Source organism: Psychrobacter muriicola 2pS (genome assembly GCF_904846535.1).
Classification (GTDB): domain Bacteria; phylum Pseudomonadota; class Gammaproteobacteria; order Pseudomonadales; family Moraxellaceae; genus Psychrobacter; species Psychrobacter aquimaris.
Genome location: NZ_CAJHBC010000002.1, coordinates 123,280 through 140,414, shown reverse-complemented (window position 1 = coordinate 140,414; position 17,135 = coordinate 123,280). Strand labels below are relative to the sequence as shown.

Below are 17,135 nucleotides of genomic sequence, written 5' to 3'. Positions count from 1 at the left end.
GTTACGTTAAGATGACATCGAGTTTGGCTATCGAACCGGTACACCAAATAAATCAGCATAATATATCGCGTTAAAAGCCCATTAATAGAGAGGTTTTATGATTACTTTACGTCAACTTGAGTTTGCTTTAGCAGTGGCCAAACACCGTCACTTCAAACGTGCAGCAGAAGACTGTAATATCTCGCAATCGGCACTGAGCTTGGGTATTGCCGAGTTAGAAAAGCAACTGGATACGCAGATTTTTGAGCGTAACAATAAGCAAGTATTGATTACCCCTATTGGTGAAGACATTCTCACGCGGGCGCAGCGGGTATTTTCTGAAGTCAATGATTTGACCACACGCGCCCATAGCCATCAATCACCGCTGGCATATCCGATGACTGTCGGTATCATTCCAACGATTGCTCCTTATCTGCTACCAAAAGTATTGCCTGCGCTGCGTGCTCAATATCCTGAGTTTCGTATGACCATCGTTGAGCAACAAACAGAGCGCTTACTTGAGCAAGTACGCTACGGTCATATTGATACGGCTATTATTGCGCTGCCTTATGCGGTAGACGGCTTACACAGCTTTGAGTTTTGGGCAGAGGATTTCTTTGCTGTATTCCCAAAAGATGACGTACACGCCACGCTTGAAACCATCAACGCTGATGAGCTAGCTACTGCCAATCTTATGTTGCTCGGCGAAGGACATTGCTTGACCGATCAGACGCTGTCTGTCTGTCATTTTGACCGTGCACAGATGAAATCAAGCTTTTCAGACGCCAGTCTAAATACTCTTATTCAGATGGCACTTGCCAATATGGGGACGACGTTGGTGCCAGAGATGGCGCTCGACCAGCTGCATTTACAAAACCAAAATGCGGTCGCTGTGCCACTGGCAGAAAAAGGCCCGCATCGTCATATTGCCTTTGTCACCCGTCTAAATTATGCCCGTGTCGATGATGTTAATTTATTGGGTAAAGTATTCAAGCAAGCCTTTGAAGATGCTGCCAATAAAAAATAATCAGTTGGTTATAAATTTCCAGCAGTTATCAAATGAAGGTTAACAATGGACGATTTGTCGCAGCTAGATACTGAGCTTGGTACGATTTTCACGCGGCATCTATCCGCTATGAGTAGCCATATCACGCTAGAGCAAGTGAGAATACTTTGGCAGGATATCGCCATGCGTTATAACGAAACGCAGCGTGTTTATCATAGCTTGCAACATATTCAGCAGTTATTTGGGCAGTTCGAGCAGGTTAAGAATAATTTGCATGAGCCGCATATCATTGCGTTAGCACTTTTCTATCATGATGTGATATATGAACCGACGCAATCGGATAATGAATTAAAAAGTGCAGAATATGCAGTAAAGTCATTAACTGGTTATTTAAGTGCGGAGCAATGCCAGCATACCTACACGCTGATTATGATGACGGCTAGCCATCAAATTGACGGGAATGATGAATGGTCAGACAAAGCTAAAGAGAAGGATAGATATTGCGATGCCGCTTATTTACTAGATATGGACTTAAATATTTTAGGGGCACCTTGGTCGGAGTATGAACAGTATGCTCACGCTGTACGCCAAGAGTATGCACATGTCGCAGATGGCGATTATCGCGTCGGACGCATAGCAGTATTAAAAGAATTACTGGCGCATCCAACGCTTTATCTAACAGATTATTACTATGCACGCTTAGAAAAGCAGGCTCGAAAAAATATTGAGCATGAAATTACGCTTTTACACGCATCTTAATAAACAGCTCACTGCCCTGCCGTGCAGGATGTGAATTATAGCTTGGTGCCATGATTTTAATATCAAAGTGTTGCTCAAAACGCTGCTGATATTCAGCTTTTGTGCCGCCAAACGGTGGCTCTTCTCGTCCAAAGTCTTTATCAAATAGCAACCCAATCAGCTTACCATTCGGTTTCAGTAATGCTGCCATCTGCTGCACATACTCGTCACGGCGTGATGGATTTATCGCACAAAAAAACGTCTGCTCAAGCACCCAATCAAACTGATATTGCTCAGGTGATAACTCAAAAAAGTCGGCGCAGATTAAATGCTTAGCTGGAAAATCAGGATAACGCTCAGCAAACGCTGCAATCGGCGCAGCGGCAAAATCAACTAAGGTGACATTGGTAAACCCTTGCTCATGTAGATAACCCACCTCGTAAGCATTACCCGCACCCGGCACCAGAATCGCTTGCTCTTTGGCAGATTCTGGCAGTTGATCAATATAGGCTTTGAGCGGTGGTGACACCTGCCCCATATCCCAACCGATACTGTCTTGCTCATAACGCTGCTGCCAAAACTGCGCTTGATTGACGTTTTCCATATGACATCCCTGTATGTATGATAAATAAGAATATTATTTAAACGACATAATTGGTATCGTTATGATTAATCATATCAGTCTTATCGACATTACTGAAACCACCTAAGTATTATTTCTAATCGAGCTGACCACCTTTACCTGCCAGCATATCGTGCCAATGCTGATAATCGGGCATCGCAGTCGCCACCGTTTGCCAAAAGGCGCGGCTATGATTGGCATGGTGTAAATGACACAGCTCATGGACAATCACATATTCGGTGCACGCAATAGGATAAGCAGGCAGATAAACGGATAGCCAAATCCGCCGTGCGCGCGTATTACAACTGCCCCAGCGCGTATGCATCTTTTTTAGGCGTACCTGGTTAGCATAAGCGCCGACAATCGGTTGCCATTTATCAAATAATGCAGGCATTGCTTCGGAGAGGTGTTGCCGATAATAGACAATTTTTTCATCATGGTTTAAGGTGAACGGTTGCTCTGCGCCCCACAACAGCAGAGTACAGTCAGCAGTTGAAGCTTGCGCTAAAGGGAGTCGTTGCCGCTTATATTGCTCTAATACTTGCGGGTGGTTTGCTATCGCCCATGGCACCCGTTTCACCACTGCCTGTACGGCTTGTGCGGAGCTAATAAACAATGGTACAGATACCAGTAATTGATGTGGCTTTAAGCGAAAGTTGATATTTTTAACCCGCTTTTTGGTGATATATAGCTCAATATCTGCGTGCGCCAAACGCTGTATCGACTTTTCTAATAAGGGAGACTGATATGCTGGCGGCACATTCATGCTCACAGCGCTTGCAGATGATTATCAAACGACATCATATGTAACTTGCTGTCTGTAAAAATACGCTCACTTTTATCTACAGCATCCAGTTCTGCCGTTGCCCAACGATGTACATCTAGTGCGGTTAACTGACCTTGCCCATCACTAACGATGAAACCTGATTGCACATCATGATTGTCTGTCTTATTAGCGCTCTGATGACACAACACTGCTGCCCCCGCACAATCTGGCAGGCTAACATCATCAATCAATGTGCAAGTATTTAAATCATAAATCGCCGCACAACCGCCAATCGGTGTGGTCACACATAGTAGGTTACGCGCACTATCGACCGCCACACTGGCAATATATTGATGAAAACGCTGCCATTGATTATTGGGCATAATGAGCGCTTTAAAATCAGTATCACCGCGTTTATGCATCAATACTAACGGCACATTGATATGCTTTTCGCCTTGGAATTGAATGCCTATCATCACCGTTCCATCGTCATGCATGGCTAAATGTCGCACGCTCATTTGATTGTGCTCAGGCATAATCTGCTCAAGTAAAGCACCATTATGACGGTTGAGGTAAACCAATGATGGACGCATGCTGTCTAAATTTAGCTCTTCACGCGACGCTTGCTCGGTTTTGATACCGCCATTAGCGATCACCAATGTCTCACCATCAGGATGCATAATCAGCTCATGCGGTCCAATACCATGCGAGTCATACTCTGCTATTTTTTTATAATTATCATAAGCATCATAGATACCGATTTTACCATCTAAACTTATGGTGTCATTCTCGGTCACATACAGCAACTTGCCATCTAAACTATAACAAGCATGCCCATAAAAATGACGATAAGTAGATGCTTTAATAGCAAACTTTACTTGTCCATTTGTCGTGTTTAATACCCAAAACTTTTCGCTCGGACGGCGACCCATCACCACGACGTCTCTATTTCTACTCCCGATAAATGTATTTTGAATATCAGCAACGGGCTGGACGACAATATCATGGACACGTTCAGGCATGGTGGTTTGCCAAATAATTTGTCTATCGGCATCGATACCGACCACACCGAAATCATTGTCATCACGCCTATCATCATTTGCTAATACGCTATTTTTTGGCATAGAGGCGACACCGCTAACCCAACAAATGGGTCGCGTCAGTACGGTGGTGGTATGTAGCGCACTAAAGTCAGCGACGCGATGATGATTGGTATTTTGCCGATCATCTATCGGTAAATGATAAGCGTGCTGCCATGCAGCAGCGGCTTGGTGATAGACGTGACTAAACCTTGCTAGCTGGGGTTTTGGTGTGGAGGTTAACGACTGCAACTGCGAGCGTATGCCTACCACATAATCTTGCAAGCTGGCATCAGGTTGACGCTGCTTGCGATAACGATGATGAATACCGACAAGCGCTACGGTACCCATTATAGTAGAAACCATCGTCAATGCTGATGTCGCTAGCAGCTCATTATTAGACTGCTTATCTTCTGGCTGCTGTTGTGATTTTTTTGCTGTCTTAGCATCGATAGAGTGCATTTTTTAATCGCCATCAGTACTGTTAAAGCCCACACGAATACCCAGTGTCGGAATCAATTGGCGCTTAATAATACGTGTGATAGTCGTGAGGTGATCATAAAGCTCTTGTTGAGTGGCTTTATCAGCAGCCCCTAAATCTTCTGGCATTTGCGCTAACAATGTCGTGGCATCAGCAAGTGCGGTCGATAAGTTATCCGCTACTTCATTTTCATTATTGCTACCCAAAATAGCCGTCAAAACAGGATCAGTCAGTGCTTCATTCAACGTGGCCAATTTAGCATTGATAATGGCACGGCTTTGCTCTGCGGTAGCGGCTGGCAAATGACCTTTTGCCTTTCCTGTTAATCCTAGCGGTTGATCGATGGCATTAGACTTCATAGTCTCAACCAACGAGAGTAAAGAATTAAACCATTGATTCAACCCTTGATCGCTTTCAGCCGTTTTATCAATGGCTAATAGCTCAGTGGCATTTTGCTGCCAGTTGTTCTCAATATCTTTTAAGCGCGTGCTCAAAGCACTACTTGCACTAATAACATAAGCACATTGACCAGCATCCAGACTGTCATTGGCATATAGCACTTCTTCTAATCCGGGCACCCCTTGCACGATGGCGCTCTCGTTAGCCAATTGCTCGGCGGTGAGCTTAGGATTGGCAGCAATCAGCTCGGCAACGCCACTGTGTACCAGACCGCGCTCATCAGGATAGTAATTGATATATAAATTACTCATGCTGGCGGTCGCTGGACCGAAATTAATCATCTCAGCGCCTGCCCATGCTTGTGCGAGCACTAGCCATTGATCGCGCAGTGCTTGCAGATCGTCACCGCTGACTGGTACTTGCTGACAATGCTTTTGTGCCAAATCATGCAGTAAATCACTCTGTCTCGCGGCATCGGCATAAGCTGGAATGACAATGTCATTTGCCACATGGGCCAAATAGGTTTTTTCAGTATCAGCACTGATTTCCACTGCCGTCACTGGATTCGCAGACGCACTACTATCTTCTGCTGCGCTGGTAGATGCTGCTTTGTCTTGCACAACTTTTTGGCTGTCTGCCTCTGATGCTTTATTGTCATCAGCAGGTTTAACGCAGCTGATAAGTAAGCCTGCGCTTAAGGCCGACAAGGCCATCGCTAAAGCATGATTTATTTTCATAAATTTCTCAATGATATTATCAATAATTGTTTAAACTCTAGTTCTTACGAACTCTAGTATTTGATTGGGTGGATAACCTCAACAACACTCACTTATCTTCTTAGCCATTATTCAGTCATTTAAAATAGTTGAATGGCATTATCTCTATAATGACTGTAAGAACGCATTCAATTCAGTACGACCTTGTTTATCGAGTTTGAGTACTTTTTGCTGTTGCTTTTGTGCTTCTCCGCCGTGCCATAGCACCGCTTCCATCAACGTACGGGCGCGACCATCATGCAAAAACGTTGCTTGTGGATCGACGGTTTGTGCCAGACCAATACCCCATAAAGCAGGCGTACGCCATTCATAAGAATTGGCTAAAAACTCGACTTGGATATCTTTTGCGGGTAATTTTCCAGCAATCGTGCGGTCGGCAAGATCATCACCCATGTCATGTAACAGTAAATCCGTATAAGGATAAATCACTTGTCCATGCTGCTCAAGATGGTCATCGTCGGTTTTTGGCAACTGATATCTTGGTGTATGGCAGCTTTGGCAGCCCATATCATAAAAGCGTTTTTTGCCCGCTAGCACTAGCTTATCGTCAGCATCGCGGCGATGTGGTACGGCTAAATTTCGCGTATAAAACTCCACAAACTTCGCTACTTCATCATTGACTTCGACGGGCGGCTTACCATTACCTTGTTCATCAGCACCAGTCGTTGCATTCATACAAGCAGTCTGTGTCGGCATGCAGGATTCATGAGGACGTATATTTGAGGTCAAGCCCATGTCTTCATTAAAAGCACTTTGGTTTTGGGTGATAAGCTTGGTTTGCCCTGCTTTCCAGCCAAAGCGTCCAAGGGCATGCTTGCCAGTCTGTGGATCCATCACCCAGTTGAACTTACCACTGATATCGCCATTCGTACTATTTTTATTATCAACCGCTTGTTTTTTAATCGCTTCATCAGGTATTTGCTCGAGTAATCCAAGCCCAATCATCGGTAAAGCCACTCGCGGCGACACCATCAAATCATCATCAAATGCCCCATAACCTGGTTTGGTTAAATTAAAGGTGGGCGCACGTAATGTTTCGATGTGACCATCTGCAAAAGTAACAGGCTTGTCTGTCCACTGCACCGCGATTCGGGCTTCAGCAGGCACACCTTGAATACCTCGATCTTGTAGCTGACCACCATACATAGGATGAACGACTTTTTCGATAAGTGAGTTTTGCAATTGCTGACGCTGCTCATCAGTGGTCGCTGGCATTGCAAGGCGAATAAGCAAGCTATCGGCATCGTCATCACTGGTCATCGGCGCATGACCGCGACCGTCCTTGACATGGCACGATTGGCAGGCAGCAACATTGAACAATGCGCCCAAACCATCGCGGCTGTCGGTGCTGGCAGGGGCAATCACCCACGGCTGCCGAAAGAACGCATTACCAATAAAGAAATGCCCTTTCCGTGACGCGGTCAAGTTTGATGAAGGTTTAGAGTAACTCTCAGCGCTGCTAATACTAATACCAGTATCACCACCTTGCTTGACCTCTTGCGGATCAAAGCTTGCCAATTGCTGCATTGGTACACCAGCGAGCGTTTCGATGGTTTGGAGGCGTTCAGGTGTTAGCGTTTGGTTGTCAGCATTATTTATGGCAGATTTTTCATTTTCAGAAACGTCATCAGAAACACTGTCCGTCGGCTGACAGGCACTAAGGGATAGCACGCATAGAATACTAAACGCTGGCTTTAATAGTATGGTTTTGATGACAAAAGACGTGTAAAAAGAGGCAGGAGTTTTAGCTTTGAAGACATTTGTGGTGTTCATCGTGGTGTTCATAAAGAGTACCTTAGTTCTAATCTAGAACCATTAAAATCGCATGCTATAAAGTGCTTCACTTCTAGTCGATAAGGTACAGCAATGCACTGACCTATCAGGCTATTTTAATACGGTAAAAAACACGCTGCCAACGGTGGTCGACAACGTGTGTATTATACCTAAATTATTTTTCCATAAAAATAAGTCTCATTAGCTTATAGCGACTTGTCAGGCATTATAAATATAGGATCTGTTGAGCAGACCCTAATTAAGCTGTGAAAACGAAGACGTCTCAACTTAAAACTGCGAGCCTGCGTCAGCATCTAAATTGTCAATACCGACTGCTTTTGCCGCATTTTCGATACCAGCTGTCAGCTCTTGTAAGCTAGTGATACTATTTTCAATCCAGCTACGACGGACATTTTGCTCTTCAGCTGAAATACCTTGTTTGCTCACTTGACCAGCGGTGGCAATCATTTGATCAACTTTGATGCCTTCTTTTTCGCCTTTTTCAACGATCACATTAAAGGCGGCTTCTACCTTAGCAAAGTCGGCAGCCAATTTATCAGCCGCTTCTTTGTTGTTCGTATCGACGAGATAGTTTTTAACACCATAACCGCCAACGGTCTTACCTGCGACCGTCTTATAGCTGCCGTTAAAGACATTTTGAATACCACGGGCATTGTTGGCATAGCTCAAATGCGTCAGATCACTAAAGCATTCGTGCTCATCTTCGGTAGAGCCGGTCACAAATGCAACCTGCATACGCTCAGAAGCAAGCTCACCCAGTGCTAGACTGCCCATCTGATACATGATTTGACGTAGACCATTATCGTATTTGCGAGCCATCAGATCGCTACGTAAGGTATTCTCACTTTCAGGCTGCCACTCAGCTTCCATTGCAGTCAAATCATCAACCAATAATTGAGTCGCTGCTTTTAAGAACGCGCCACGACGCTCACATATACCAGCATCTTCATTAACCGTCTCACCACTGGTACATTGACCCGCCTCAGTCACATAATCAGTCACTGGACGATTGCCTGCACCTTCACCAACGCCGTTGGTATCTTGTCCCCATAGCATAAACTCAATCGCATGGTAGCCGGTCGTCACATTGGCTTCACTACCACCAATCTCATTCATTTCTGCTAACAGCTCAGGCGTGATCGTGCTGGTATCTTGTTTGATACTACCGACCGTAATGCTATCGCTATTGATGATATTATCTTGGCTATTATATTCACCTTCATAGCTATCACTAACGTAGTCAATCAGCGCTTCATCAAGTGGCCAAGCATTTACTTGTCCTTCCCAACCATCGATACTACCGAGTGCTCGTTTATCATTGGCTGTCACAAAGCCTTCATCAAAACGAAAAATCTCAGTTTGCGAATACGGCTGGCGCGCTGCTTTATACGCTGCTTTTGCCGCATCAAGGTTTGCTTGGGTTGGTGTTGTCACATATGTTTCTACTGCCGCTTGCAGGACTTTAGCAGTATCTAGCGAATCTTTGTAAGCAGCATGCGCCATATTGGCATAGCTGATCACAAGTCTATCGGTATAAGCTTGATCAGCCGCTGATAGTTTCGTCGTATCGGCGGCTGTTGTGTCTTGCACTGCTGTTTGCGCATCGGCAGTAGTGTCCGTGTCTTCCTTGGCTTGCTTGGTACAACCCGACAGCATTAACAACCCTGCAAGTGCAGCAGCTAAAGTAGTTGGTAAAATCTTACGGCTCGTTACTGTGGTAATCGTCATACATATCCTCAAAAAGTATCGCAAAAGAAAAATGGGCTTTGAATAATAAAGAGCATTAGGGCATACCCTCATTTTAAATAATGCTGATAAAAACGAGGTAAATGACAGTCAAACAAGAAAAACAGCGCAGATAATATCAAGATATTGACCAGAAATTTGATGCTATTAGACAAAATTTAGCTGTTTCTAGTCCTATTTGGATCACAATCAATTGAATTGAGAATCTGCCCTAGTATCGCCACGATAACAAAGCTTTATAAATTATAGTGTTATTGATAATCATTATCAATATTTAATTAATATTAATATAACCATTTAGCTAACGATTGTCTTATAAATAAAAATACGAAAAACAGCTCTAAATTGATTTGAAGCTAACGGAATCGTAACACCTAAAATCATTTTGAATTTAAAACCTAAATATCAGACATAAAAAAAGGCCAGTTTATCACTGACCTTTTCAAGACTATAATGACAGCCAAACTATCAGCTGAATTAACGTACGCTGCTTGGCGCATTGATCGTTAATTCAACACGGCGGTTTTGCTGACGACCATACTCGGTGCTGTTATCAGCAATTGGACGAGACTCACCATAAGCGACGACATTGATACGACTAGAAGCCACACCGCGTGCGCTTAAATAGTTCGCTACTGCATAAGCACGATCACGTGATAACTTCAGGTTATAAGCATCAGAACCTGTGCTATCAGTATAACCAGCAACGGTTATCGTGTTTTGGTTATACTCATTTAGCGTTGCTGCAAGCTTATCAAGTGTTGGTCTAAATGATGGGTTTAAAGTCGCATCATCAAATGAGAATGTGATGTTGCCTGGCATTACTAGATCAATATTACCGTTCGCATTGGGCTTAACCGTTACACCCGTACCAGCCATTTGCTGCTCAAGCTGCTTGGCTTGACGCTCCATATAATAACCAACGCCCGCACCTAGTGCTGCACCGATAGCGGCATCACGACCTGTGTTATCGCCACCTGTTGCTTTTGAAATAACACCGCCACCTAAAGCACCTGCCAATGTACCAATAGCAGTTTTGTTCAAGCGTTGTTGTCCAGTGTTTGGATCAGTAGCACAACCACTAAGAACCAAACCTGACGCTACTGCTGCAATCATTAATGTATTACGCATAATATTTCCTCTTAAGTTTAAAAATTATAGACAAAGTGTGCTTTTTATAAATATTTTCTGTTAATTCCGTCTAGGTGCTTGTATACACTCGTCATTATTATGGCAATTACAATCTAACCATGTGTAATATTTTGTCACACCTCTGTATGAGAAGTGCAGAATGCTTTAATGAGGCTTTCACAGTGATTGGATAAGTTTGTCTGGTCACCTTTGGCTATTCATTATCATAAGATGTTATCACAAGTCACGTTTACACTCGTACACTCTGAGCCGTTTCTGCTAAAATTATGCAATAGAACTGGCAATGAATAATTCATATACTAATAAGACTGACCGAGAAGGATTTAGCATGCGATTGACATCTACTATTCGAAAAATACACAAGCGCAACCCTAAATTAGGCAAAGCCGTTTCACTTGCGACAGCGACTGGTGTTATTGCAGCCAACAGCTTCGGTGGTAGTATCCCCTTATGGTTAATGGGTGTCGGCAAAGTCATCACTGGTGCTCCTATCGCGGACAAAGCAGTCATCAAAATTGCTACTTATTGGATCAGTAGCAACAGTGCCTTGATCGATGACATGTTGCCGCGTAAAGATTGGCGTATCAGCTTACCCGATGACGTTCACATCAATGGCAAATATTTGCTGGTCAGTAATCATCAGTCTTGGGTCGATACCAGTATCGTGCAATATATTGGCGAAAAACGCCTGCCACTCACACGTTTTTTTACCAAATTTGAACTAATTTACATTCCGATTGTGGGTCAAGCTTTTTACTTTTTAGACTTCCCAATGATGCGTCGGCATTCTAAAGAAGCCATCGCTAAGAACCCTGCTCTACAAGGCAAAGACATCGAAGAAGCCAAACGCGCCTGTGCCCTGTTAAAAGACAAGCCGTTTACTTTGTTAAATTACTTAGAAGGCACACGTTTCACCAAAGCCAAGCATGCAAAGCAACAGTCTCCTTATACTCACTTATTGAAGCCACGGGCAGGCGGCCTATCTTTAGCAATTAACGCGCTAGGCGAAGACATCGATGGCATATTAGATATGACCATTGTTTATCCTGATGGTGTACCGACTTATGGGGATTTGTGGAAAGGAAACATCAAGCGCTTGGGCGTTGATGTTAGATATATCGAGATGCCTGACTCATTGTTTGCTGGAATTCAAAATGGGGGCTACGAAAACGATGATGAGGTAAAATCACAAATGTTTGATTGGGTTGAGAAAATCTGGCGCGAAAAAGACCAGCGTATTACCGATATGCTGGCTGAGTTTGAAACAAACCCTAAAGCTCCGAATACTTAGAGACATCGTTAAAAGAGCAACGGTACACAGCAGTGAGTTACTTTAGGTCATTTTAGAACCACGATTGACCACTGTTGTTTCAAACGCTAAGGTTAAATACCAACTCGTAAATACCAGCTGTAAATGATAATGCGTAATTATAATGAAAGATGGGTTGTTTTTTGGCTCTATTCATTGATAATGTGAATAGTCATGAGCTCATGACTTTTTGACCATTAGTGACTTGATAGCCCTGTACTATTTGAGCCGCTTATTTTTCGTGCTATTTATCATTTATAAGGTTTGACTGTGCCCGCTTCCTCTTCTACTAGCCTGCCTCTAGACTCAGCGCCTGTGCCCAATCAGCCGCCTAGCCGGCCCGATAATACGCTGCCACCGCCAAACCGACCAACGCCAAATCGTTTGAAACTTACTTACGATATCGTGATGATTATTGCTATCAGTATCGATCTATTATTGATTAGTATCGACGCTATCTTGATGAGTAGCTTTAGTAGCAATGCAGCGGGATGGCTCAGTATTAGCGATGCTCTCAACTGGTATCAAAATACCTTACATGAGCCTTTACGTACCGCTGGTGGATTTTTCACCCTATTTTTGATCTTTGAACTACTGCTACGTTGGGCGATTGCGATTAAACAAAACGTCTATTATCGCTGGTTCTTTTTTCCTTTTGTCCATTGGTATGAGGTATTAGGGTGCTTTCCGCAGCTACGTGCCTTACGTTTATTCCGAGCGGTCATCATTGGGCGACGTTTATACCAACTTGGTTACCAAGTGCTGCCGCAGCCATGGATTAATCGGATTAGGTTTTATATCGACTTACTGTTAGAAGAGCTGTCCGACCGCGTCATATTGACGACTATCCAAAACTTTCGGCAGCAACTGACCGATCCTAAAACGCATAAATCCTTTATTGAATCAACGATAGCTCGTAATCGTAACGAGATTGAGGCAGCAGTACTGTCGATACTGCGCTCAGAGCTAGCACCAAAACTGCAGGAGTTGACGGCATCGTCAGGCGGCGGCAGTATACTGGCAAGCGAGATGGGTAATGCTATTGAAGAAGGTTTGGCCAATACGCCTGAGCTACGTCGCTACCTACGTATGATACCGATTGCCGGTAGCTTGATTGAATCACAGTTGCAACACGTCGGTCACAATATAGGTGAAAACGTCGTTTACGCATTGAATAAACGCCTTCTAGATCCTGAGCGTCTCGACTCATTAATGGTAGCAATTGCCAATGGTATTGCTAGTATCGATACTGATAATACTGCGTTAGATACCTTAATTTCGAGTATCATTGATGACAGTTTGACTGAATTTGAAGCGCAGGTAAAAGTGCAGCAATGGAAGCATCAAGAAATGCTTAATCTATAATCCATACTGCTAATAGCACGCCTTACCTACAAGATATTAGGCTTGGCAATCAAATGAATGGTATGACTCAATAATAAAAATAACACCGTGAATACAGCGACAGAATTATCTCTTGAGGATTTATATATGACAGTTTCAGATAATGACACCCAAGGCTCAAGCGCCGCACCAGCATTACCAGCATTGGCATTTTATGGCAAGATGCTGACTTTTTCACGTTTACAATTTAGCACAGATGATTTAAGCGCGATAGACGCCCAGCTTGCCGCAACGCTTAGTAATAAATCTAGCAACATCCCCATCCTCATTGATAGCGAGGTCGAACAAGATCTATCAGCATTAGTAGAGCTTTTATGGTCGTGGGGCTTGCAGCCTATCGGCGTCGTGACCGGTACACTAGATGCGCAAGCCCGAGAGCAGCGATTGGCCATCTTCCCTGCTGATGGCAAACGTATTGAGCGTATCTTACCCAGCAAGAAAGCTGCGACTCAAGTGGACAAAGCTCCCGATGATAAGCGTACAGACTCAGCCGGTAGCAATTCAGCCAGTAACAATGATGCCGCAGCCATCAGCGAGTCGAATACAGAAACAACGATAGCAAACGCCACAGCAGAAACGCTGATGAGCGCTCAGCACATTACCAGCCTAATTTATGATCAAATGCTACGCTCAGGACAGAGCCTGAATCACGTTGGCGGTGATTTAATTTTGACCAATAGTGTCAATAGCGGCGCGGAAGCGATTACAGATAATAGCTTGCACGTTTACGGCCGTGCCCAAGGTCGCTTGGTTGCTGGCGCAACTGGTGACAAAGATGCCCGTATTTTTTGTCAGGTCTTTAATCCCTCATTAGTATCCGTTGCAGGGACTTATTGCTTACGAGACAACTTACCTGAGCACGTGATTGATAAATCTGTACAAGTAAGATTTGTAGAAGGCGAAGGCTTGGTATTTACCGTAATGGATGACGCTTAAATGCTTTGGCCATTAAGAACAATAAATGTGTCCATAATTTTTAAAAATGTAGACAGACTAAGCTGAATCTCATAAGACATGACGCTTATTGAAAAAGCTTAGTGCCAAAATCTCCATGATAGAGACTTAGACAGCGCACTTAATATTATAGTAAGTTTATTTAACAAAACTGTTCTATGATGAATCGCTAGCTCTGCCACTATCTACACTACTCGTAGGCGTCTATTTTATTATTCACAATAGGTAATATCGGCCAGCAAATTTTAGGTAGCAATGCTTTGTGATCCATATATAAGTTGTTTTTCTGCTTTGCTATGGACGTGCTATAAATTTTTGTTTATTTATGCTAGGCTACCTTCGCAGGTAGTGTATACATAGCATGTGAATAATCTGCAATTGCGCTATTTATTTATATAAAAGATATCCCATTGATTCATAGGAGTGTGCCATTGTGGCGAAGATAGTTGTAATCACTTCAGGTAAAGGCGGTGTGGGCAAAACCACGACAAGCGCTTCTTTTGCTGCAGGTTTAGCATTGCGTGGCTATAAGACAGTCGTTATCGATTTTGATGTAGGTCTACGTAATCTAGACTTGATCATGGGTTGTGAGAACCGTATTGTTTATGATTTTGTTGATGTCATCACCGGTAACGCACGCTTGTCGCAAGCACTGGTTAAAGACAAACAGCTTGAAAATTTGTATATCCTACCCGCCAGTCAAACGCGTGATAAAGACGCTCTGACAGACGAAGGAGTGGCAGAGGTCATGTCTGAGCTGTCTAAACAGTTCGATTATATTATCTGTGATTCACCTGCTGGTATTGAGCGCGGTGCACAGCTTGCCATGTACCATGCTGATGAAGCGATCATCGTCACTAACCCTGAAATTTCTTCAGTGCGTGACTCAGACCGTATTATTGGTATCTTGCAAAGCCAGACCAAAAAGGTTGAAGAAAACCAAGGCTCTGTACGTGAGCATTTGATTATCACTCGTTATAATGCCGAGCGCGCAGCGGCCAATGAGATGATGGACATTGATACGATTTCTAATGACATCCTAAAAGTTCCGTTACTTGGGGTCGTTCCTGAAAGTCATTCAGTACTTGAAGCATCTAACCATGGTGAGCCAGTTATTCATTATACTGATTCGGTCGCTGGTCAATGTTATGATGACATCGTCGCCCGTTTCTTAGGTGAAGAACGCCCACTACGTCATATTGATGTGAAGAAAAAGAGTCTATTACAGCGCTGGTTTGGAGGTCAATGATGACGAAGAAAAAAGGATTTTGGAGTAGCCTATTCGGTACTGACGACAGTAGTAGCGCAGGTAGCGCTAATTTGGCTACTGAGCGTCTTAAGGTTATCGTTGCGAGCGAAAATCGCTTAAACAACCGCTTAACAGCTGATCGTATCGAAAAAATGAAACGTGAGATCTTAGAAGTGGTTAACAAATACGTCAACGGCGTACAGATTGATGATGTGAATATCAATCATCGTTCTGAGGACAGTTTAGACGTATTAGAAATGAATATCAGTTTACCTGAGCACAAAAAGTAATATCTGTCTAAGAAGTATGCTTGGCTACGTCAAATTTGATCAAGCTAATAAATAGCGTACTTTCACGACTTTTTTGCTAGTTAAATTTAGTCCGTCTTAGAAAGACAAAAAGCCCTAAGTGTCATGACTTAGGGCTTTTTTGTATTGTATAAAATAGTAGGATTGTCTGTAGCAGCCCACGACTGTTTTGATACCCACTATTTTATACGTGCTATCAAATTGTCTTTTTTGACAAACTGATGATATAGAGCAGCACCGATATGAATGAGTGTAAATACAATAATGGTCGGCCAAATAATATCGGTATGCAGATCATTATAAAAGCGTGCCAACCCTCTATCTGGTGTGACAAATACAGGGATTTGAAACAAGCCAAAAATATCGACGGGGCGCCCACCATAAACAGACATCAGCAAACCAGCCATTGGCATTGCAATTAATAAGGCATATAAGCCAAAATGCGACAGCTTAGAGGCTAATAACTGCCACTTCGGCATCGGTACAGGTGGCGGTGCCTTAGTAAGTACGCGATTAAGCACCCGTGCTATCATCCAACATAACAAACTGATGCCAAAAGCTTTATGCAACCCAATATAAAGATTGTTATCCAGATTATCGTACAACAGAATCATTATCCACGTAACCAACAGTAAAACTGCACTGATCCAGTGAAATATCCGGCTGCTGACTGGCCACTTTGACACATTTGAATTGGTACTATTCATGAGCTGTCCTATTACCCTCATCACTAATTATCTATCATCAATGTTATAGACAAAACAGCCACTCATTCAGCGCTTAGCAATTATCGAAGTGATTGGGTAACCCCCTTTCGCTTGATAATGAAAACCAACCCAAATATAAGCGAGAAGCTAACTGTTTAAATCGACCAACTGATGCGCAATTTTATCTAAGTCAGGCACCAAATAAGCTTTATCATCGATGATAACCGTTTGGAAAAGATAGGATAGCATAACGTTTTCATCAAAAGGTAGGGCTGTTTTGTCGCTGTCTATATTATCAAGCTGCTCAGGGGTGTTGAATTCTTCAGGAACCTCAATATCTTTGACTTCAGAAATACGCACTTGTCGGTGGTGCAGTGCGCCTGCCGTTTGTAAAGCTAAGCGATGATCTGCAGTATTACCCTCTAATACAATCATGGTATCTGGCATTTGCTCCTGTGGTAGCAAATGACACACCTCTACCTTTTGCTGCTGCCACTCATAGGTTGCCGTGCGCTCATTATAATCATCCACACTCAAAATCAGGCTACTTGGAATAAGCCAATCAGGTTGGTTAAATGCTGGCACAATAGTGACATCCAGCATACCGTTATTTGTGGTCAGTAAACTCACTGCCTCAAACGAATGTTTCAAAATTTGTTTCATACA

The 17,135-nt window shown here is 43.3% G+C and carries 16 protein-coding genes; 7 read left to right on the top strand and 9 right to left on the bottom strand.

Going from position 1 to position 17,135, the window contains the following annotated elements; genetic code table 11:
* Positions 1-97: 97 nt before the first annotated feature.
* Positions 98-1,006, top strand: coding sequence for a hydrogen peroxide-inducible genes activator (locus JMX93_RS02945; protein WP_193013359.1), 909 nt, complete (start codon positions 98-100; stop codon positions 1,004-1,006).
* Positions 1,007-1,051: 45 nt separating this feature from the next.
* Complete coding sequence (locus tag JMX93_RS02940) at positions 1,052-1,744, top strand: HD domain-containing protein (protein WP_499203803.1); 693 nt, start codon at positions 1,052-1,054, stop codon at positions 1,742-1,744.
* On the opposite strand, the gene JMX93_RS02935 is transcribed toward JMX93_RS02940, so the two are convergent.
* From JMX93_RS02935 to JMX93_RS02905, 7 genes are all read right to left on the bottom strand, one after another.
* Complete coding sequence (locus JMX93_RS02935; RefSeq protein ID WP_499203802.1) at positions 1,722-2,327, bottom strand: methyltransferase domain-containing protein; 606 nt, start codon at positions 2,325-2,327, stop codon at positions 1,722-1,724. The two genes, JMX93_RS02940 and JMX93_RS02935, sit on opposite strands and share 23 nt — an antisense overlap.
* A gap of 115 nt (positions 2,328-2,442) precedes the next feature.
* Positions 2,443-3,111, bottom strand: a complete 669-nt coding sequence (locus tag JMX93_RS02930; protein ID WP_499203801.1) for a M48 family metallopeptidase — start codon at positions 3,109-3,111, stop codon at positions 2,443-2,445.
* A 2-nt stretch (positions 3,112-3,113) separates the two neighbouring features.
* Positions 3,114-4,652 (bottom strand): DUF1513 domain-containing protein, encoded by a 1,539-nt coding sequence (locus tag JMX93_RS02925; RefSeq protein WP_499203800.1) that lies wholly within the window; start codon positions 4,650-4,652, stop codon positions 3,114-3,116.
* A 3-nt stretch (positions 4,653-4,655) separates the two neighbouring features.
* Positions 4,656-5,807 (bottom strand): imelysin family protein, encoded by a 1,152-nt coding sequence (locus tag JMX93_RS02920; protein ID WP_499203799.1) that lies wholly within the window; start codon positions 5,805-5,807, stop codon positions 4,656-4,658.
* Positions 5,808-5,951: 144 nt separating this feature from the next.
* Positions 5,952-7,619 carry a di-heme oxidoreductase family protein gene (locus JMX93_RS02915; RefSeq protein ID WP_499204013.1) on the bottom strand — a complete coding sequence of 556 codons (1,668 nt, stop codon included), beginning with the start codon at positions 7,617-7,619 and terminating at the stop codon, positions 5,952-5,954.
* A gap of 288 nt (positions 7,620-7,907) precedes the next feature.
* Positions 7,908-9,368: an imelysin family protein gene (locus tag JMX93_RS02910; RefSeq protein ID WP_496191092.1), complete on the bottom strand. Its 1,461-nt coding sequence runs from the start codon at positions 9,366-9,368 to the stop codon at positions 7,908-7,910.
* Between the two features lie 495 nt (positions 9,369-9,863).
* Positions 9,864-10,517, bottom strand: a complete 654-nt coding sequence (locus tag JMX93_RS02905) for a YiaD family glycine zipper/OmpA-like lipoprotein (protein WP_193013367.1) — start codon at positions 10,515-10,517, stop codon at positions 9,864-9,866.
* 349 nt (positions 10,518-10,866) lie between these two features.
* Between JMX93_RS02905 and yihG the strand changes: the two genes are divergently transcribed.
* The 5 genes from yihG to minE all read left to right on the top strand — a co-directional run bounded on the left by yihG (position 10,867) and on the right by minE (position 15,744).
* Positions 10,867-11,829, top strand: coding sequence for a 1-acylglycerol-3-phosphate O-acyltransferase, YihG family (yihG, locus tag JMX93_RS02900; protein WP_499203798.1), 963 nt, complete (start codon positions 10,867-10,869; stop codon positions 11,827-11,829).
* Positions 11,830-12,162: 333 nt separating this feature from the next.
* Positions 12,163-13,212 carry a hypothetical protein gene (locus tag JMX93_RS02895; RefSeq protein ID WP_406947335.1) on the top strand — a complete coding sequence of 350 codons (1,050 nt, stop codon included), beginning with the start codon at positions 12,163-12,165 and terminating at the stop codon, positions 13,210-13,212.
* A gap of 126 nt (positions 13,213-13,338) precedes the next feature.
* Complete coding sequence (gene minC, locus JMX93_RS02890; RefSeq protein WP_499203797.1) at positions 13,339-14,187, top strand: septum site-determining protein MinC; 849 nt, start codon at positions 13,339-13,341, stop codon at positions 14,185-14,187.
* Positions 14,188-14,638: 451 nt separating this feature from the next.
* A complete protein-coding gene (minD, locus tag JMX93_RS02885) occupies positions 14,639-15,454 on the top strand; it encodes a septum site-determining protein MinD (RefSeq protein WP_193013371.1) in 816 nt (271 codons plus the stop codon).
* Entirely contained in the window at positions 15,454-15,744 is a 291-nt protein-coding gene (minE, locus tag JMX93_RS02880; RefSeq protein WP_193013372.1) for a cell division topological specificity factor MinE, read from the top strand. The genes minD and minE overlap by 1 nt, the downstream gene beginning before the upstream one ends.
* A 197-nt stretch (positions 15,745-15,941) precedes the next feature.
* Here minE and JMX93_RS02875 read toward each other — a convergent pair whose 3' ends face one another.
* Both JMX93_RS02875 and JMX93_RS02870 read right to left on the bottom strand, forming a co-directional pair.
* Positions 15,942-16,469: a cytochrome b gene (locus tag JMX93_RS02875; RefSeq protein ID WP_198332117.1), complete on the bottom strand. Its 528-nt coding sequence runs from the start codon at positions 16,467-16,469 to the stop codon at positions 15,942-15,944.
* A 147-nt stretch (positions 16,470-16,616) separates the two neighbouring features.
* The gene (locus JMX93_RS02870; protein WP_496191087.1) at positions 16,617-17,132 is read right to left on the bottom strand and encodes a hypothetical protein; all 516 of its coding nucleotides are present in this window, start codon (positions 17,130-17,132) and stop codon (positions 16,617-16,619) included.
* Between the last annotated feature and the right edge of the window lie 3 nt (positions 17,133-17,135).